The 19,348-nt window shown below is 74.4% G+C and carries 14 protein-coding genes and 1 tRNA gene; 9 read left to right on the forward strand and 6 right to left on the reverse strand.

Features of this window, described 5'->3' with window-relative positions; genetic code table 11:
* Positions 1-46: 46 nt before the first annotated feature.
* From AB0K65_RS28340 to AB0K65_RS28355, 4 genes are all read right to left on the reverse strand, one after another.
* The gene (locus AB0K65_RS28340) at positions 47-724 is read right to left on the reverse strand and encodes a HutD family protein (RefSeq protein WP_365721402.1); all 678 of its coding nucleotides are present in this window, start codon (positions 722-724) and stop codon (positions 47-49) included.
* A gap of 164 nt (positions 725-888) precedes the next feature.
* The gene (pntB, locus tag AB0K65_RS28345; RefSeq protein ID WP_365721404.1) at positions 889-2,307 is read right to left on the reverse strand and encodes a Re/Si-specific NAD(P)(+) transhydrogenase subunit beta; all 1,419 of its coding nucleotides are present in this window, start codon (positions 2,305-2,307) and stop codon (positions 889-891) included.
* A 1-nt stretch (position 2,308) separates the two neighbouring features.
* Positions 2,309-3,835, reverse strand: a complete 1,527-nt coding sequence (locus AB0K65_RS28350) for a Re/Si-specific NAD(P)(+) transhydrogenase subunit alpha (RefSeq protein ID WP_365721406.1) — start codon at positions 3,833-3,835, stop codon at positions 2,309-2,311.
* A gap of 378 nt (positions 3,836-4,213) precedes the next feature.
* Positions 4,214-4,290: transfer RNA gene (locus AB0K65_RS28355), tRNA-Pro, on the reverse strand.
* A 183-nt stretch (positions 4,291-4,473) separates the two neighbouring features.
* On the opposite strand from AB0K65_RS28355, the gene AB0K65_RS28360 reads away from it, so the two are divergent.
* Positions 4,474-4,968, forward strand: a complete 495-nt coding sequence (locus AB0K65_RS28360; RefSeq protein WP_365721408.1) for a DUF309 domain-containing protein — start codon at positions 4,474-4,476, stop codon at positions 4,966-4,968.
* 412 nt (positions 4,969-5,380) lie between these two features.
* On the opposite strand, the gene AB0K65_RS28365 is transcribed toward AB0K65_RS28360, so the two are convergent.
* Positions 5,381-5,755 (reverse strand): DUF488 family protein, encoded by a 375-nt coding sequence (locus AB0K65_RS28365; RefSeq protein WP_365721410.1) that lies wholly within the window; start codon positions 5,753-5,755, stop codon positions 5,381-5,383.
* Between the two features lie 29 nt (positions 5,756-5,784).
* On the reverse strand, positions 5,785-6,387 hold the full coding sequence (locus AB0K65_RS28370) for a TetR/AcrR family transcriptional regulator (RefSeq protein WP_365721412.1): 603 nt from the start codon (positions 6,385-6,387) through the stop codon (positions 5,785-5,787).
* Positions 6,388-6,544: 157 nt separating this feature from the next.
* Here AB0K65_RS28370 and AB0K65_RS28375 point away from each other — a divergent pair, with 157 nt between their 5' ends.
* From AB0K65_RS28375 to AB0K65_RS28410, 8 genes are all read left to right on the forward strand, one after another.
* Positions 6,545-7,441 (forward strand): phosphatase PAP2 family protein, encoded by an 897-nt coding sequence (locus AB0K65_RS28375; protein WP_365721414.1) that lies wholly within the window; start codon positions 6,545-6,547, stop codon positions 7,439-7,441.
* Positions 7,438-8,721, forward strand: a complete 1,284-nt coding sequence (locus AB0K65_RS28380; RefSeq protein WP_365721416.1) for a DMT family transporter — start codon at positions 7,438-7,440, stop codon at positions 8,719-8,721. Before AB0K65_RS28375 ends, AB0K65_RS28380 begins: the two co-directional genes overlap by 4 nt.
* Before the next feature lie 493 nt (positions 8,722-9,214).
* A complete protein-coding gene (locus AB0K65_RS28385; RefSeq protein ID WP_365721418.1) occupies positions 9,215-10,219 on the forward strand; it encodes an SPFH domain-containing protein in 1,005 nt (334 codons plus the stop codon).
* Positions 10,216-11,115, forward strand: coding sequence for a hypothetical protein (locus AB0K65_RS28390; protein WP_365721420.1), 900 nt, complete (start codon positions 10,216-10,218; stop codon positions 11,113-11,115). The genes AB0K65_RS28385 and AB0K65_RS28390 overlap by 4 nt, the downstream gene beginning before the upstream one ends.
* A 209-nt stretch (positions 11,116-11,324) precedes the next feature.
* Positions 11,325-12,188 (forward strand): GNAT family N-acetyltransferase, encoded by an 864-nt coding sequence (locus AB0K65_RS28395; protein ID WP_365721422.1) that lies wholly within the window; start codon positions 11,325-11,327, stop codon positions 12,186-12,188.
* Between the two features lie 963 nt (positions 12,189-13,151).
* On the forward strand, positions 13,152-14,849 hold the full coding sequence (locus AB0K65_RS28400; protein ID WP_365721444.1) for a S8 family serine peptidase: 1,698 nt from the start codon (positions 13,152-13,154) through the stop codon (positions 14,847-14,849).
* Positions 14,850-15,085: 236 nt separating this feature from the next.
* Positions 15,086-18,142, forward strand: coding sequence for a LuxR C-terminal-related transcriptional regulator (locus AB0K65_RS28405; protein ID WP_365721424.1), 3,057 nt, complete (start codon positions 15,086-15,088; stop codon positions 18,140-18,142).
* A 209-nt stretch (positions 18,143-18,351) separates the two neighbouring features.
* Positions 18,352-19,284 carry a DNA/RNA non-specific endonuclease gene (locus AB0K65_RS28410; protein WP_365721426.1) on the forward strand — a complete coding sequence of 311 codons (933 nt, stop codon included), beginning with the start codon at positions 18,352-18,354 and terminating at the stop codon, positions 19,282-19,284.
* Positions 19,285-19,348 lie beyond the last annotated feature (64 nt).

Below are 19,348 nucleotides of genomic sequence, written 5' to 3' on the forward strand. Positions count from 1 at the left end.
GAGCCCGGGAGCGTGGTCTCGCGGATCCCGTTCCCGGCCACCGTACTCACCTCACCGGCGCGACGTCCGCCCAGAGGGCGACCGCCTCGGGCGAGAGCGGTGTGACCGCCCGGCCCGGGGCGGTCTCGTGCCGGGGCTCGGCTCGCGTCCGGATCGCTTCGCGCGCGCGTGCGCGGTCGGCCGAGCCCGCCCGCTCGTCCCTCCCGCGCTCTCCCTCCTCGACGGCCGCGTGTCCCCGCGGCTCGTCCCACCACACGCCCTGCCCCGTGGCCAGGGTGTGCCCCTCGGCCTCCGTCCGCCAGGCACCGCGCAGCACGTACAGCACTCCGGCGTGGCCGAAGGGCGGCACCACGGGCCCGGTGACGCGCTCCACCCGGGCGGCCCGGACACCGCGCCGGACCATGATGTTGAGCACCCGGCAGGCCCCGCCCCGCAGTTCGGCGGTGAGTTCCAGGTCACCGGAGAAGCCGAAGGGCTCCCCCGCTCGCACCGTCCGGTCGAACGCTCCGGGGGCCGTCAGGCGCACCCCGTCGCCCGCGAGGAGGGTGAACGTCCGGTCGACGCCGGGAAAGGCGGAGAACGGCCCGTCCCGGTCGATGTCGGCCACGCTCGCCCGCCACCGGAACTCCTCGGCGCCCGCCGGCCACGACACGATCACCCGCGTGGCGCCCCCGCCGTTGCGCCACCGGCCCGCCGTCAGGGTCTCGACGTCGAAGGGGTGCATGCGGACTCCCGGGCTGCGCGGCCTACGGGTGCGGATCACCCGTCCGGCCCACGATAGAGGGGCCGTCCCGAGGCCCCGCAGGGCGGAGGCTCCCGAAGAGGCCCGCCGGCCCGGGTGGACGACTGCGTCCACCCGGGCCGGCGCGTCCTCGGCCGTCGCGCTCCTCAGAGGGCGCCGACGATGTCCTCGACCCGGGCCTTCGCGTCACCGAAGAGCATCGCGGTGTTCTCCTTGAAGAACAGCGGGTTCTGCACACCCGCGTATCCGGAGGCCATCGAGCGCTTGAACACGATGACCTTGCCGGCCTCCCAGACGTTGAGGACCGGCATGCCGGCGAGCGGGCTGCTGGGGTCCTCGGCTCCGGCCGGGTTGACCGTGTCGTTGGCGCCGATCACGAGGACGACGTCGGTCTTGGCGAAGTCGTCGTTGATCTCGTCCATTTCGAGCACGATGTCGTACGGCACCTTGGCCTCGGCGAGGAGCACGTTCATGTGGCCGGGCAGGCGGCCGGCGACCGGGTGGATGCCGAACCGTACGTCGACGCCCTTCGCGCGCAGCTTCGCGGTCAGCTCCGCGACCGGGTACTGGGCCTGGGCGACGGCCATGCCGTACCCGGGCGTGATGACCACGGACCGGGCGGCGCCCAGCAGTTCGGCGGCGCCCTGGGCGGTGGTCTCCTGGTGCTCGCCGTAGTCGACGTCCGAGCCCGACGGCGCCTCGATGCCGAAGCCGCCGGCGATCACGGAGAGGAACGAGCGGTTCATCGCCTTGCACATGATGTAGGACAGGTAGGCACCCGAGGAGCCCACGAGCGCGCCGGTGATGATCAGCAGGTCGTTGCCGAGCAGGAAGCCGGAGGCGGCCGCCGCCCAGCCGGAGTAGCTGTTGAGCATCGAGACGACGACCGGCATGTCACCGCCGCCGATCGAGGCCACCAGATGCCAGCCCAGGGCCAGCGCCAGGACCGTCACGGTGATCAGCAGCCACAGCTCCGGCGTGATCACGAACCACACCGTCAGGGCGAGGAAGAGGACCAGCGAGCCGAGGTTGAGGGCGTTCTTGCCCGGCAGCACCAGCGGCTTGGAGTCGATCTTCGCGGCGAGCTTCAGGTACGCCACGACGGAGCCCGTGAAGGTCACCGCTCCGATGAACAGGCCGATGAAGACCTCGGCGTGGTGGATGCCCAGCGTGCCGAGCGCGTCCAGGACCTTGGCCTCGTGGCCGTCCGGGTCGTGTTCGACGTTGAGGAAGCCGTTCCAGCTGACCAGCACGGCGGCCAGACCGACGAAGGAGTGCAGCAGCGCGATCAGTTCGGGCATCCCGGTCATCTCGACGCCGCGGGCCCGCTGGAGGCCGATCACCGCGCCGATCAGCATCGCGGCGGCCATCAGGCCGAGGCCGGCACCGCTGATGTCACCGTCCAGCGCGAGCACGACCGTCGCGACGAGCGCGACACCCATGCCGAGCATGCCGAACGCGTTGCCGAGCCGTGCCGATTCGTGCTTGGAGAGTCCTGCCAGCGCCAGGATGAACAGCAGCGCGGCAACGAGGTAGGCCGCCTGTGCGGCGAGGGTCGCAGACATGTCAGCTCCGGTTGAACATGGCGAGCATGCGACGCGTCACCGCGAAGCCGCCGAAGATGTTGATACTGGCCAGAAGGATCGCGACGAACGAGAGCACCGTGACCGCCGTGCTCGTGTGGCCGATCTGCAGGAGCGCGCCGACGACGATGATCCCGGAGATCGCGTTCGTCACCGACATCAGCGGCGTGTGCAGGGCGTGGTGCACGTGCCCGATCACGTAGTAGCCGATCACGATCGCGAGGATGAAGACCGTCACGTGCGGCAGCAGCGCCGCCGGGGCGAACGCGGCCATGAGGAAGAGCGCCAGCGCGCCCAGGGCCACGCCGCCGAACTTCTGCTTCGCCGACTTCGGCTGCTTCTTCGGCACCGGCTGCGCCGCGGGCGCCGCGGGCGCGGGGGCCGGGGCGGCGGAGACCTGGACCGGCGGGGGCGGCCACGCCGACTCCCCCGCGCGGACGACGGTGATGGAGCGCTGCACCGGGTCGTCCCAGTCGAGGACCAGCGCGCCGTCCTTGCCCGGCGTCATCAGCTTCAGCAGGTTCACCAGGTTCGTGCCGTACAGCTGCGAGGCCTGGGCCGGCAGCCTGCCCGCCAGATCGGTGTACCCGATGATCGTCACGCCGTTCTCCGTGACGGTCTTCTCGCCCTTCACGGTGCCCTCGACGTTGCCGCCGTTGGCGGCCGCCATGTCGACGATGACCGAGCCCGGCTTCATGCTCGCCACCATCTCGGCGGTGATCAGCGTCGGCGCGGGACGGCCCGGGATCAGCGCGGTGGTGATGACGATGTCGACCTCGCGGCACTGCGCGGCGTAGAGCTCGACCTCGCGCGCCTTGTAGTCGTCGCCCATCTCCTTGGCGTAGCCGGTCTTCGAGACCTCCACCTCCGGGGACTCGATCGACAGGTACTCGCCGCCCAGCGAGCGGACCTGGTCGGCCACCTCCGGTCGCGGGTCGGTCGCCCGCACGATCGCGCCGAGCGAGCCGGACGCACCGATCGCCGCCAGGCCGGCGACGCCGGCGCCCGCGACGAGCACCTTCGCCGGCGGGACCTTGCCCGCCGCGGTCACCTGGCCGGTGAAGAAGCGCCCGAACTCGTGCGCGGCCTCGATGACGGCCCGGTAGCCGGCGATGTTCGCCATGGACGACAGGACGTCCATCGACTGGGCCCGGCTGATACGCGGCACCGCGTCCATCGACAGCGCCGTGAAGGGACGCCGGCCCAGGTCCTCGACCATCGCCGGGTCGAAGGCCGGCGCGAACAGCGCGACCACGGTGGCCTCCGGCCGGACCCGGTCCAGCTGTGAGGGCGTCGGGGCGTTGACTCCCAGCACCACGTCGGCGGCCTCCGCCTGGCCGACGGTCGCGCCGGCGGCCTCGTAGGCACCGTCGGTGAAGCCGGCCGCGACCCCCGCGCCCGGGGCGACGACCACGTCGTACCCCAGTTTGCGGATCTGTTCGATCGTGGCCGGCGTGGCCGCGACGCGACTCTCACCCGCCCGCGCTTCCTTGAGGACTCCGACGATCACGAGTGTTCTCCGTTCGCTGCTCCGGCCGTCACCGGCCTGTTCCCGACACGATCAGAAGTGCACCCGCGAAGATCCGGAGCACGACGCTCAGCTTGGCCGTCGAAAGCTCTCCTTGAACAGCACCCACCAGTGAGGCACACGCAACACTCGACAGAATTCGAATCCCGTGCCTCACCCCACGCCGCGCGTCCCGAAGCCGGAGTCACCGGGCGACCGCGCACGGCGCCCCACCCCTGCCCGCGTGGCGTCTCAAAGCCCTCTACCTGGGCGGACGCAGGGGGACCGACGCGCATCCGGCCCGCGTCCACCGCACGCGCGAACGCACGAAAGGCCGCCCTCTCACGGATGAGAGAACGGCCTCCGACCAGCGTTTCCGCATGGTCGGGACGACAGGATTTGAACCTGCGACCCCTTGACCCCCAGTCAAGTGCGCTACCAAGCTGCGCCACGTCCCGGTGCTCGGCCCGCCCGGATCATCCCGGTGGGGCGTTGCGAGACAGACTTTACCCCACTCCGGGGGGCCGGTGAGCGCACGGGGTCGTCGTCGCGTCGGGCGGTGGTGGGGCGACGGCGCAGGTGGGCGCGCCCGTGGGGGCGCGGCGACTGCGGGTGCGGGGCCCGGGGGCCACAATGGCGGGGTGAGCCGGACGCCGAGGGATCGCGACCAGGAGGGGCGGGCGCGCAGTGCGCGGCCGCGTGACGGGCTGGGGCGGCCCCTGCCGTACGGGGCGGAGGGGGTGCCCCGGCAGCCGGAGGGGCTGACGCGGGCTCCGGCGGAGACGCTCGCCGAGGCGCAACGGCTCCTGGACGCCGGCATGCCGTTCCACGCGCACGAGGTCTTCGAGGACGCCTGGAAGACGGGACCGGCCGAGGAGCGGGACCTGTGGCAGGGGCTGGCGCAGCTCGCGGTGGGGCTCACCCACGCGGCCCGCGGCAACGCGCCGGGCGGGGCGCGGCTGTTGCGCCGGGGCGCCGACCGCGTCACGGGTCCCGGGCCGGCGCCGCGGGCGCGGGCGTACGGCATCGACGTGGACGGCCTGGCGAGATGGGCGCGGGCTCTCGCCGACCGGACCGACCTGGCCGGTCAGGTGATCGACGCGACCGCCGAGGCGCCCCGGCTGCGCCGGGAGTAGCCCCCTCCGGCCGCGCGGGGGGGGCACACCAGGCGTCTCGGGTGGGCGGCGGCTGAGGGCCGGCCGCGCCACCGCTTCGTGGTCCTCCGCGAGCCGGAGGCCAGGAAGGCGGCGGGTGAACGGTTCCAGGGCGAGCCTGGGTTGCGCCCGGCCGAGCCGGGCCGGCCGTGCGCGCCGTGGCCGGCCGGAAGGGCGGTGGGGGGCGCCGCGGACCGGGGGATGCCGAAGGTGTCGGGGTTCGCGCGCCGCGCCTCGTCGCGGTCGGCGGAGCCGTGGGGCGACGAAGGCGGCCGCTCCGGCGGGCAGTTCGGTGCCGGACAGGACGGCCGGGCGGGTCGCGCCGGGACGGTACCCCTGGACGCCGGCGGTGTCGTGGCGCGGCACCGGTCCGACGACCCAGAGGGTGGACGGGTCAGCCGCTCGGCTCGGCCAACAGGCGCCGCAGGACGGAGGTGTGGCTGAGGGAGGGGTCCTTGGCGGCGGTGAGGAGGGTGATCGTGCCCCGCGCGGCGAGGTCGCGCACACGGTCGAGCGCCTCGGCGGCGGCGGGCTCGGCGAGCTCCTCCTCGTACCGTGCGCGGAACTCCTCGTACGTGCCCTCGGCGCCGTGATACCAGCGGCGTAGCTCGGTGGACGGAGTGAGCGCCTTGGGCCATTCGTCGACGCGCGCGTCGGTCCTGGCGAGGCCGCGCGGCCAGAGCCGGTCGACGAGGATCCGTACGCCGTCGTCGGGCGAGGGCGTTTCGTAGATCCGGCGCACGCGGATGCCGGGGGTGGTGGCGGCCATGTCTCCAGGGTGCGGGACGGGGCGGCCGGTCAGCCGTCGACGCGCAGCGCCGGAAGGAGGACCGCGTCCACCAGACCCCGCAGCGCCGCCTCGTCCGCGAAGCGCTCCTCGAAGAGGCGCTCGACGCGGAGCATGCCGAGGAAGCAGGGGGCCACGAAGCCGGCGGCGGGGTCGTCCGCGTCGATCTCGCCGCGCTCGACCGCGCGCCGCAGCATCTCGTCGAGCGCCGCGACCTCGGGGTCGATGACCGTGGCGCGCAGGGCGTCGCGCAGGTCCGGATGCCGGGTGTAGGCCTGGCTGACGGCCTCCATCAGCTCGACGTCCCGGTCACGGCGGGATCCGGCCGCCCGCGCCGCCTCGCGCAGGTCGCCGGCGAGGGAGCCGGTGTCGATGCCGGTGAAGAACGCGCAGCGGCGGTGAGCGAGCGCGGCCGTGACGAGCTGCGGCTTGGTGCCCCACTGCCGGTAGAGCGTCGCCTTGCCGCACTTGGTGAGGGCGGCGACGCCCTCCATGGTCACCGCGTCGTAGCCGCCCTCGCGGAGGAGGCGGATCACCGCCTCGTACAGCTCCGTCTCCCGCTCGGGGGTGATCTTGCTGCGGCGGGCTGCGGCGGTCGCGGCCTGCGTGGACATCGATTCCTCCCGGTCGTCCCGGACTGCTGCTCTGCACATACGAGAGTAGGGGGCGCACAATCGAGACGCAAACGTATCGAGACGCTTGCGTCTCGATGAAATCGGATCTAGGCTTCCCCCGTTTGTTGACGGTTTGATCGGAAAAAGGGGCCGTGCCATGGGTGCCGGGATACGCGGGATACGCGGGACTCGTCCCGCGGAACCGTGGCCGCCGCCCACCCCGGCACTGGGAACGGCCACGCAAGAGACCCCGGCGCTGGGAACGACCACGGAAGAGACCCCGGCACCGGGGACAGCCGCGCGGGAGACCCCCAGGCCGCCCCTCGTCCGCGAACTGCTGCTCGTCACCGCCCTCTTCGTCTTCTACAAATGCGGCAGGCTCTTCGCCAACGGCCACGAGCGACGTGCCTTCCACAACGCCGATCGCGTGTGGGACGCCGAGCGGGCCGTCCACCTGCCGGGCGAGGACTCCGTGCAAGCGCTGCTCCTGCACGGCGACACCCTCGTGCGGGTCGCCAACACCTACTACGCGGCGGTGCACTTCCCGGCCACGGTCGCGTTCCTCGCCTGGCTCTACTGGCGCCGCCCCGCCCACTACCTCTGGTCCCGACGCGTCCTCGCCCTCCTCACCGCCGCCGCGCTCGCGCTGCACCTGCTGATGCCGCTGGCACCGCCCCGCATGCTCTCCGCCGCCGGGCTCGTCGACACCGCGCGGGTCTACGGCCCCTCCGTGTACGCCGCGACGCCGCAGACGGACACGATGGCGAACCAGTTCGCCGCGATGCCCTCACTCCACTTCGGCTGGGCGCTGATGGTCGCGATCGGCCTGATCGGCGCCGGCCGCGGCCGCCTGCGGTGGCTGTGGCTGCTCCACCCCTTGCTGACCCTCCTCGTGATCGTCGGCACGGCCAACCACTACTGGTTCGACGCCCTCGCCGCCGCGGCGCTCCTCGCCCTCGCGCTCGCCGCCGTGCGTGCCCCGGGGTCCCGGCGCGCCACCCCGGCCCCTCCCGCGCGCACCGTCGCGCACCGCCCGGCAGGAGCACTGCGATGACCGGTCTCGACGGCACCGTGCTCGCGGTGCTCCTCTCCCTCGTCTCCGCCGCCGGGTACGCCCTCGCGGCGGTCGCCCAGGCCCGCCTCGCCGCGGCCTCCGACGGCGGCGGCGCTCTGCGCGCGCTGCTCGCCCGCGGCCGGTGGTGGTGGGCGGTCGGCCTCAACGCGGCCGGCGCGCTCGCCCACGTCGCCGCGCTGCACTACGGGCCCCTCACCCTCGTCCAGCCGCTCGGCGCGCTGACGCTCGTGGCCGCGCTGCCCCTGGGGGCGCGCCTCGCCCGGCGCCGGGTGACGCGGGCGGAGTGGCGCGGGGCGTTCTGGACGCTCGCGGGGCTCGTCGGGCTGGTGTCGGTCACCGGCCCCGCCGCGCCCGGCGAGGCGCTGAGCCTGCGCGAGGCGCTGATCGTCTCGGCGGCGACCGCGGGTCTGATCGCCGTCCTCGCGTCGGGCCGGGCAGGCCGCGTACGCCGGCGGTACGGAGCACACGGAACGGGAGCCGGGCGCGCCCGGGACATGCCCGCGGGCCGGGTCCGCGGCCTCGGTCACGCCACCGCCTCCGGGATGGCCTCGGGCGTCGCCTCCGCCCTGACCCAGACCCTGACGGCCGCGCTCGCGCTCGAGCTGCCCGGCGGGTCCCTCCCCTGGTGGCAGACGACGCTGGTGGCGCTCCTGATCTCCGCCTTCGCCGTCGGCGGCCTCCTCCTCTCCCAGACCGCCTACCGGGGTGGTCTCGCGGCTCCCCTGGCCGTGGTGAACCTCTCGAACCCCGCCGCCGCGGCGGTCATCGGCGTGGCACTGCTCGGCGAAACGTTTCGCGCAGGCGGCTGGGGCTGGCTGGTCGCGGCCACCGCCTCCCTGGTGGCGGCACGCGGCGTGGTCCTGCTGACGACCGCCGGGGGCGCCGCCGGAGCGGCTGCGGCGGCACAGGAACGGGTGCCGGCGGAAGGGGCGTGGGCACCGCCGACACCGAAGCGGATCCCGGCGGACGCGGCGCGGATCGCTCCGACACCGAAGCGGGTCTCGCCGGAAGCGGCCCGGACGTCACCCGCGCCACGACGGACGCCGCCGGACGCGGCACCTTCCCGCACCCCTGCGCCCGCCCCGGCCGCGCCCCCACCCGTGTTCTCCCGTGTGCTCGTCACCCCCGCGGGCCTGCCGCCCGCCGAGGACGAGCACCCCGCACCTCGCCCCGGGCCAGCCGGGCGGGGCTCCGCCCCGGCCTCCCGCCCCGTCCCCGCCGCCGACCCGGCGCCGGCCCCCGCGCCCCTCGTCGGCTGACGGGACGAGGAAGCCTCCGGAAGATCCGGCCTCCGGGAGCGACCTTCGGCAGCAGGAGCCGCACCGACGGACCACAGCCCGGCCGGGGGCGCCTCCTTCACCCGCGAGGCTACGGCGGGAGTCCCCCGGCCCCAGGGCCGCAACCCCGCAGGAGCGCGTGCGCGGGCCGCGGATCGCCCCCGAGGGTCGCGCGGTCGTCGACCACGCCCCGGCCCGGCGCGTCGCTCCGGTAGCGACCCGCCCTCGGGCCGGCTCAGACGCGGCCGGCGACCCGTCGCCCGGCTCCCGGGCCGCGACGACGGGTCCGGCCGCAGGCCCGACAGCCCGCCCCATCGCTCCCGGCCCCCGGACCGCGAACACAGGTTCCGTGGACGCCCGACAGCCCCCTTCCCGCCCGGCGCCGCCGGTCGCGAGACCCCCGACCAGCCACTTTCGTCATCTTGACGAGAAAGATCGGTTCCACTATCGTCAACATGACGACAAGGGGGATCCCATGGCCGACATCACCCGGCGCGCCGGTTGGCGCCATCTGCGCTCCGCGCCCACCGCGCACATCCGCCACCACCGTCGTGGACAGCTCGTCCACGACGGCGCGGGGCTCAGCTTCTGGTTCCGTTCGCTGTCCGCCGCGCTCTCCGAAGTGCCGGTGAACGACCGGGAGCTGGCCATGGCGTTCCACGCGAGGACCGCCGACTTCCAGGACGTGAGCGTGCAGTGCACGGTGACGTACCGCGTCAGCGATCCGGAGGCCGCGGCCACCCGCGTCGACTTCTCGATCGACCCCGACACCGGGTCCTGGCGCGGCGCGCCGCTGGAGCAGATCGCCACGCTCCTCACCGAGACCGCCCAGCAGCACGCCCTCGACGTCCTGGCGCGCACCCCACTGGCCGCCGCCCTCGTCGACGGCGTGTCGGCCGTGCGCGAGCGGATCGCGGACGGGCTCACCGCCGAACCCCGGCTGCCGGACACCGGCCTGGAGGTGGTGGCGGTACGGGTGGTGGCCGTCCGGCCGGAACCGGAGGTCGAACGCGCGCTGCGCACCCCGGCCCGCGAGCGGATCCAGCAGGAGGCGGACCGGGCCACCTACGAACGGCGGGCCGTCGCGGTCGAACGCGAACGGACCATCGCCGAGAACGAGCTGGCCAGCAAGATCGAGCTGGCCCGCCAGGAGGAGCGGCTCGTGGACCAGCGCGGCACCAACGCGCGCCGCGAGGCGGAGGAGAGCGCCGCCGCCGACGCCGTCCGGGCGGAAGCGGAAGCGGTACGGAAGGTGCGGCTCGCCCGGGCGGAGGCCGAGGCGGCGCGCGAGGTCGGCGAGGCGCGCGCCCAGGCGCAGGCCGCCTGGCTGCGGGTGCACGGTGAGGCCGACACCGGCACGCTCCACGCGCTGGCGGCGACCCGGGCGGCGGAGAACCTGCCGCGGATCGAGAGCGTCACCGTCTCCCCCGACGTGCTGAACGGCCTGCTCGCGAAGCTGGGCGGCGGGAGCGCGTCGTGAGCCTGGCGCCCCGGGCCGTGCTGGTGCACCGGACCACGGAGTACGAGGAGCTGCTCGCCCGGCACGGCACCCACGGGCAGGCCGCCTTCTTCCTGGCCGGGCGGGGCCGCGGCGTGGAGGAGGTACGGGAGCGGCACGAGCGGGCGCGTCGCGCGCTGGCCGAGGTCGCGGGGGCGGTGCCGCTGTCCTGGCGGCAGGCCAGGGTGGAGCGCGCCGACCTGGACCGCTTCCTGTTCGGCCCCGAGGACGTGGTCGTCGTGGTCGGGCAGGACGGTCTGGTGGCCAACGCGGCCAAGTACCTCACGGGTCAGCCGGTCGTCGGGATCGACACCGATCCGGGGCGCAATCCGGGCGTTCTCGTACGGCACCGTCCGGCGGACGCGGCGGCGTTGCTTCCGGCGGCCGGACGGACGGCCGCCGAGGAGCTGACGATGGTGGAGGCCGTCGCCGACGACGCCCAGCGGCTTCTCGCGCTCAACGAGATCTACGTGGGCCCGCCCGGGCACCAGACCGCGCGCTACACCCTCCACGTCGAGGGCGGGGAGGCCGGTCCGGGGCCCGAGCCGCAGGCGTCCTCGGGCGTCGTCGTCGGCACCGGCACGGGGGCCACGGGCTGGCTCCGCTCCCTGCTGCTGCAGCGTTCGAGCCCGCTGCCCCCGCCCTCCCCGACCGACCCCCGCCTCGCCTGGTTCGTACGGGAGGCCTGGCCGTCGCCGGCCACGGGCACCACGCGCGTGGAGGGTGTCCTGGGTGCCGGTGACGCCCTGAGCCTCACCGTGGAGTCCGACCGCCTGGTGGTCTTCGGCGACGGGATGGAGGCGGACGCGCTGGAGCTGACCTGGGGACAGACGGTACGGGTGGGGGTGTCGGGGACCGCTCTGCGACTGGTGGGCTGAGGCGCCTCGCGGGGCCGCTCCGCGTCCGGCCGGAAACGATCGTCGCCGAATCCGTCCGCCGCCAAGCGCCGCTAGGATCGGGCCGCTTCCGCTCGCGCGGGGCACGTCGCCCTCTCCCGGAATCCGACCGGCCGCGTCACCGCCCGTAGCCGCGAAGGGGGTCGGCCCCGACGACTCACCCCGGAACCAGGCAGCCGAAGGAACGCCCCATGCCCTCTCGCTCCCCCGGCCCGCTCAGGGTCTCCACCGCCACGCCCGAAGACTGGGCGCTGGTGCGCGCCTGGGCCGCCGACGAGGGGTGGAACCCGGGGGTCGCCGACGCGCGGGCGTTCTTCGCGCAGGACCCCGGTGGCTTCTTTCTCGGGCGGATCGACGGGGAGCCCGTCTCGGCCGTCTCGGTCGTCAACTACAGCGACCGTTACGCCTTCCTCGGCTTCTATCTCGTCCGCCCCGACCAGCGCGGTCTCGGCCACGGTCTGACGACCTGGCAGGCCGCCCTCGCCCACGCCGGCGACCGGACCGTGGGCCTCGACGGCGTGCCCGCCCAGCAGGACAACTACCGCCGGTCCGGATTCTCCACGGCGTACCGCACGGCCCGGTACGTCGGCGAGGTCCCCGCCGCGGCACCGGCCCCGGACGTGGTCCCCGCCGAGCGGGTCGATCCCGCCGCCGTCGCCGCGTACGACGACGCCTGCCACCCCGCCGACCGGCCCCGGTTCCTCGCGCCCTGGCTGACCACGCCCGGGCACCGCGCCCTCGTCCGGGTCGTCGGGGGACGTCCGACGGGATACGGAGTCGTGCGGCCGGCCCAGGAGGAGGCGCGTATCGGGCCCCTGTTCGCCGACACGGCCGCCGACGCCGCCGTACTCCTGGACGCCTTGGCCGCCGAGGCGCGGAGCTTCGGCTCGCCGCGGATCGCGATCGACATGCCGGAGGCCAATCCGGCGGCGGCACACCTCGCGCGGGAGCGGGGGCTCGAGCCGACGTTCGAGACGGCGCGCATGTACACCGGGCCGATCAGGCCGGTCGCCCAGGAGCGGATCTTCGGTGTGACCACCCTCGAACTGGGCTGACAAGCCTCACCCGATCCGCCGGGCGCCCACGATCCAGCAGACCGCGAACCCCGTCCACACGATCGCGAAGCCCCAGGCCGGAAGGGAGCCGCCGAACAGTGCCATGTCACCCCGCCGGACACCGCACCGCCCGCAACGCCGCCCGCGGTGGCCACGCCGCTGCCGCCGATCGTCGCACCGGCCGCCGTGACGCCCCCGCTCGAACCGCCGGACGTACAGCGCTCGCCCGTCCGGCGGTCGAGGACCGTGCCCGCAGCGCGCCGTACGCACCCCTCGCCGCCCCCGCTCCCGTTCGCGCAGACCGGCGCGTCGCGGAGCGGTACTCCATGGTCGCCCCGTACCCCTCGGCCACCTGCCGACCGCAGAGGAGGACACCCCATCCGGCGGCGAGGACGACCCGTCCCCGTAACCAGACGGGCATCCGCCCTCGGTAACGGCCCCGCCCGTATCCCCGTGTTCTCACCCCGCCGTGGTTCCCTCCGCACGGGGCCCCCAAGCACCGCCCCTCCCCCTCCCCCCTCCCCCCTGCGAGGGGTGACAAGGGTTTTCCCCGTATCGGGTTCATCCGCCCGTTCCCTACTGTCTGCCGCACCGGCAGATCCCATCCCCCGATCCACGCCCCCCACAGGAGCTCAGGCCCTGTCAGGTGCATGAGGTGAGGGGGGTGGTGTCCGCCGGTGACGGCCTTGACCCGGGCCGTCGCGCCGGTGGCGGCGCACGGGCCCCCCAAGCCCAGGGTGCAGCGGACCGCGACCCCCACTTCGCGCCGAGGCCCCGCGCCGCCGCCACTGCTCCGCACCTACGTCGTGCTTGAAAGGGAACACCTTGAACAGTTCCACGCGGAGAGTCATATCCGTGGTGGTCGCGAGTGCCGCGATCCTCGGTGCCGCAGCCGCCACCACCGGGGTGTCCGCCGCCTCCCCGGCCGTCTCCACCCCGAAGCCGGCTCCGGCTTCGCAGGCGATGACCGCGCTGCCCAGCGCTCCCGTCGAGAAGGTCATCGTCACGTACAAGACCAAGACCGCAGAGGCCGGTTCCAACGCCGCCGCGAAGAGCGACGCGGCCGCCAAGGGCGCCGCGACCGGCGAGAGCCTCTCCTTCGAGCGCCGCCTGGCCGGCGGCGCCGCGCTCGTCGACCTGGGCGACAGCGCCACCAAGCAGGACGTGACCGAGGTCATGGACGCCTTCCGCGCCGACCCGCAGGTCGCCTCGGTCGAGCCCGACATCCGTGCGTACGCCATGGCGGTCACGCCGAACGACACGGACTACGCCAAGCAGTGGGACCTCTTCGAGGCCACCGGCGGCATGAACGTCCCGGCCGCCTGGGACAAGACGACCGGCTCCGGTGTCACCGTGGCCGTCATCGACACCGGCTACGCCGCCCACACGGACCTGGCGACGAACATCGTCTCCGGCTACGACTTCATCTCCGCCTCCGCCGACGCCCGCGACGGCAACGGCCGCGACGCGAACGCCAAGGACGAGGGCGACTGGAACGCCACCGACGGCGAGTGCGGCGTCGGATCCAAGGCGAGCGACTCCTCCTGGCACGGCACCCACGTGGCCGGCACCATCGGTGCGGTCACCAACAACACCAAGGGCATCGCGGGCATCGCGTACAACGCGAAGATCCAGCCCGTGCGCGTGCTCGGCAAGTGCGGCGGCTCCTCGTCGGACATCGCCGACGCGATCACCTGGGCGTCCGGCGGCACCGTGCCGGGCGTCACGGCCAACCCGACGCCGGCGAAGGTGATCAACCTGAGCCTCGGCGGGGCCAGCTCCACCTGCCCGAGCGTCTACCAGACCGCGATCAACGGCGCCGTCTCGCGCGGCAGCACCGTCGTCGTCGCCGCGGGCAACAGCAACGCCAACACCTCCGGCTTCACCCCGGCCAACTGCTCCAACGTCATCACCGTGGCGTCGACCAGCCGCGAGGGCAACCGTTCGTTCTACTCGAACTACGGCACCATCGTGGACGTCGCGGCCCCGGGCGGCGAGACCCGCCGCGGCACCGACACCCCCGGCACCGTGACCACGCCCCAGAACGGCATCTACTCCACGCTGAACTCGGGCGCGACGATCCAGTCGGCCGAGAACTACGAGCCCTACCAGGGCACCTCGATGGCCGCGCCGCACATCGCCGGCCTGGCGGCCCTGCTGAAGTCGGCCAAGAGCACCCTCACCCCGGCCGAGATCGAGTCGGCGATCAAGGCCAACGCCCGCCCGCTGCCCGGCACCTGCACCGGCGGCTGCGGAACCGGCATCGCCGACGCCGCGAAGACGGTCGAGGCCGTCACCACCACGACGCCTCCGTCCGGCGGCACCTTCACCAACACGGCGGACGTGACGATCTCCGACAACACCACCGTGTCGTCCTCGATCGCCGTCACCGGCCGCACCGGCAACGCCTCCGCGGCCCTCAAGGTCGCCGTGGACATCAAGCACACCTGGCGCGGGGACCTGGTCATCGACCTGATCGCCCCCGACGGCACCGTGCGCAACCTGAAGGCGTCCTCCTCCTCCGACAGCGCCGACAACGTCCTGACCACGTACACGGTCGACGCGTCGAGCGAGGTCGCCAACGGCACCTGGAAGCTTCAGGTCCGTGATGTGGCTTCGGGTGACACCGGCTACATCGACTCCTGGGGTCTGACCTTCTAACCCCTTCCGACCCACCCCCCACATCAGCATAACTGCTGGTCAGCGACGCGCTCGTGGTCTACACCACGGGCGCGTCCTGGCGTGTTGACCGGCGTCCGCTGTCCGTATGCCGGACAACAGGCCTGGACTGCGCCCGTACGCTCCGTATTCTCTGCCCCACGGGGCTCAGGGGCCGGGCCCGAGTGCGCCGGAGGGTGGTGGACAACGTGACGACAACGCCGCACCTCCCTGCGGGCATGGGGGGACCCCCCGCGCCGGTGGGCCGCGAGGAGCTTCTCGCACGTCTCGAACGCGTGCTGCACACACGGGGCCGTGCCCTGCTGACCGGACCCGCCGGGGTCGGCAAGACCGAGGTCGCCCTCGCCGAGGCCGCCCGGGCCGAGGCCCGCGGCGAGACCGTCCTGTGGCTCCCCACCCTCCCCGCGGACCGCGACATACCGGGCGCGACGGCGGCCGCGCTCGTCGCCTCCGTCGCGGCGACGGTGACCTGGCCCGACATGCCCCCGGCGGCGGAGACCGTTTCCCCGGAGGCAGTGACGGGCGCCCACGGAAACCGCGCCGACCACGCCGCAGGGCGAACGGCGATACCGGGACAGTCCAGGGGCGACACCCTCGTCCCCGGCGGCCCGGACGCACCGGTCCCGGGCGGAGCGGCGGCCGCGTCCGGGAGCGGCACCCATGCCGCAGGCCACACCGCCGCCTGGACGGGCCACGCGCCGCCCTCCGGCACCCACCCCGCGCCCGGGTACACCGCGGGAGCCCCGCTCGGCGCGACGGCGTCCGGCGCCTTCGACGGTCTCCCCGGCCCCCAGCGGACCGCCGTCGCCATGCTGTGCCGGGAAGCCCCGCTGCACGAGGGTGGTTGGGACCCGATCGCCCTGCGCCTGGGCATCGCCCAGATCCTGCGCGCGCTCACCGCACGCGGCCCTGCCCTGCTCGTCGTCGACGGCGTCCAGCACATCGACGCCGACAGCGCCGACCTGCTGCGCTTCGCCCTCCACCTCGCCCCGCCCGCGCTCCGCGTCATCGCCGTCGAGACCCCCGAGGCGTACGGATCCCAGGACGCGCACGACACCGATCTCTGGGTGCCGTCGGAGGCCGACATCCTTCTCGTCCCCCCGTTGCAGGCCGATGAGATCGCCGAACTCCTCATCCACCACCGGCTGCCCTCCCGCATGGCGGGGCGCATCCACAAGGCCAGCGGCGGCAACCCCCGCCTGGCCCTCGCCGTCGGACGGTCGCTGGCCGACGCCCGCACGCCCGTCCACCACGCCGAGGCGCTCACCCTGTCCGGCAGGGCCCGCGACCTGGCCCGGCAGCTGCTCGGCACCGCGCCGCCCGCCGTCCGCGAGACCCTGCTGCTCGCCGCGCTCGCGCTGCGCCCCTCCGCGGCGCTGATCCGCCGGGCCGGCCGGCCGAACGCGGAGGCGGACCTCGCGGCCGCCGAACGCGCCGATCTCGTCTCCCTGGCAGAGGACGGCACGGTCACCTTCACGGCCGGCCTGCTGCCCTCGACCCTGGTCCACGACGCCTGCTGGGCCGAGCGCAGCGCCGGACACGCGGCGCTCGCCGAGGTCGTGGACGACTCGGTCGAAGCGGTACGGCACCGGGCGCTCGCCACCGACGTCCCGGACGAGGCCCTCGCGGCCGAGGTCGCCGCGGCCGCCGACCTCGCGCGCCGCCGCGGCAACAGCGCCCTCGCCGCCGAGCTGGCCCTCCTCGCCGCCGGATCCACCCCCGTCGAGCACGGCCCGCAGCGCATCGTGCGGCTCGTCGACGCGGCCGAGGAGGCCGCCCGCGCCGCCCGCGCGGACCTCGCGATGCGGGCCGCCACCGACCTGCTGGCCCGCGACGCCGCGCCCTGTGACCGGGTGCGGGCCCGGCTCGCCGTCCTCGACACGGCGGGCCAGGGCCTCACCGAGCTCGACGAGATGTACGTCCACGCCATGGAGGACTCCGAGGGCGACACCGCGCTCAGAGCCGCCGTCCAGCTCCGACTGGCCGTCAAGTACGTTCTGGCGGAAGGCGATCCGCTGCGCTCACGGGCCGCCGCGGTCGAATCCGCGGCCCTGGCGGCCTCGATGGGCGACCCGCGGACGGCCGCCCAGGCCCTCACCGTCCAGGCCCGGATGGAGCGGGCGCTGGGGTCGCCCGACGCCGAGTCGGTCCTCGCCCAGGCCCGCGGACTGGAGATGGCCGAGCGCCCGCTCGGAATCCGCAACGCCGCACAGATCCTGACGATCCGTCACGCACTCTTCGACGATCGCCTCTGCGACGCCCGCGACCAGCTGAACGCGTTGCTGCCGCTGGTCCAGCGGCGCGGCTCGGTCGAGGACACGATCGAGCTGTTCTCCACCCTGGCGGCGATCGAGGCCCGGATCGGCGCGTGCCCGGCGGCCCTCGCCCACGCGGGGCAGTCGCTGGCGCTCACCCTCGAAGCCGGGCTCTCCCCCGGCCCCGCCTGGTACACACTGGCGCTCGCCGAGACCGCCGGCGGCAGTTTCGGGCGGGCCGCGAGCTACGCCCGGCGCAGTGTCCAGGCGTCGGAGGAGGAGGGCGACCGCGTCTTCCTCTCCCGCAGCCTGTACGCGCTCGGCCGCGTCCAGCTCGTCAACGGCGACGTCGCCTCGGCTTTGGAGACCCTGCGCCGCGTCCAGGTCAACGAGCGCGCCCAGGCCAACGTCGACCCGTCCATGCTCCGCTGGCACGAGGAGCTGGCGGAGGCGCTGCTGGCCACCGACGCGCAGCAGGAGGCGATGGACCTGCTCGACGAGGTCCGCCCGGTCGCGGAGCGCCTGGGCCGCACGACCGTCCTGCTCGGCTGTGACCGCGCGTACGCCCTCTCCCTGGCAGCGGCCGGGAAGACCGACGAGGCCGCGCAGCTGCTGACCCGCACCGCCGAGCGGTTCGCCGAGGCGGGACTCCCGCTGGAAGGGGGGCGTGCGCTGATCGCCCTGGCCAGGGTGGAGCGCCGTCGTCGTCGCCGGTCGGCTGCGCAGAGCGCGCTCCAGGCCGCGGCGGCCGTCTTCGAGCGGGCCGGCGCGGCGCCCTGGCTGGCCCTGACCAGCGAGACCAGGGTCGGGGAGGCCGGGGAGGAGTCGCTGCCGGCGCTCTCTTCCCTGACGGACGCGGAGTTGCGGCTCGCCCGGCTGGTGGGGCAGGGCGCCAGCAACCAGGAGGCGGCGGCGAAGCTCTATCTGAGCGTGAAGACGGTCGAGGCACGTCTGACCCGGATCTACCAGAAGCTCGACGTGCGCTCCCGCGCGCAGCTCGCGACCGCGCTGCGGGGGTGAGGCAGGGCGGGCCGGCCGCCCCGGAGGGGCCGTAGGGGAACGCGGACGAGCGGGCGCGGTCACCGGCGAACGAACCGAGCGCGTACGGCCGCGTGAGTCCGGCGGGAAGGCCACGGAGGCGAAACGAGCCGGGCCCGCGGGGGAGGTCTGAACGAGTGGCCTGCGGCCCGGGGCCGACCGCGGCCCGCCGCGCGCGGTACCTACTCCGTATGAACCCGACCGAACCGCCCTCCACTCCGCCGCCCTTCCCGCCTTCCCCGCGGGCGGGCGGTCCGCGACGCGACGCGCTCGCCGACCGGACGGGCTACGACGAGGCGTTCCTCGGACCCGTCGTACCGCTGGCGCTGCCCGCCCGCGCCTCGGTGGAGACGGTGATCCTTCCGTATACGCACTTCACGGTGGTCTTCCGGCCGGACCGGCGGCTCGCGGCGTCGACGGCGGTCTGCATCGAGGGCCGGCGGCTCCTGGAGGACGTGGCCCGTGACGATCTGTGGGAGCTGGATCCCCGGCTGCCCGAGGAGCGGCAGACCGGCTACGACCTGTACCGGAACAACGGCCTGGAGCGCGCCCATCTGGTCCGCCGGCAGGACCCGGTGTGGGGCACGGTCGCCGAGGCCGGGCAGGCGCACACGGACACCTTCTTCTCCACCAACGCCGTTCCCCAGGCCTCGCACACGGTCTCTCCCGAGGCCGAGGGGCTCGGTCAGGGCCGACGCCTCTGGCAGGGCCTGGAGACCTATCTCCTGGACCATGTGGCGGCGTTCGACCGACGGCTGTGCGTGCTTGCGGGGCCCGTGCTCCAGGACTCGGATCCGCCCTACCGGGGTGTCCAGGTGCCGTTGCGCTTCTGGAAGGTGGCCGCGTTCATGCAGGACGGGGCGCTGGCGGCGACGGCGTACGTCCTCGACCAGAGCCCGGACCTCGGCCGCGACGCGGAGCGGGCCCTCGCCGGGGCGAAGGCGGGCGCGCCGCCGCCGCTCGGCCCGTTCCGTACGTACCAGGTGCCGGTCTCGGACGTGGCGGAGATCGCGGAGCTGGAGCTGGGACCGCTGCCCGACGTGGATCTGATGCCGCCGATGCGGGCGCCGGAGGACCGCTGGCGCCGTCTGGAGTCCTTCGAGGACATCGCGATGCAGGGGTGAACGGTACGGCGCGCGGCGGCCCGGACGGTCACCGTCGCGGGTCGCGCCCCGAGGCGGGTGGTGG

Origin of the sequence: Streptomyces sp. NPDC053755 (assembly GCF_040677675.1) — a bacterium.
Classification (GTDB): domain Bacteria; phylum Actinomycetota; class Actinomycetes; order Streptomycetales; family Streptomycetaceae; genus Streptomyces.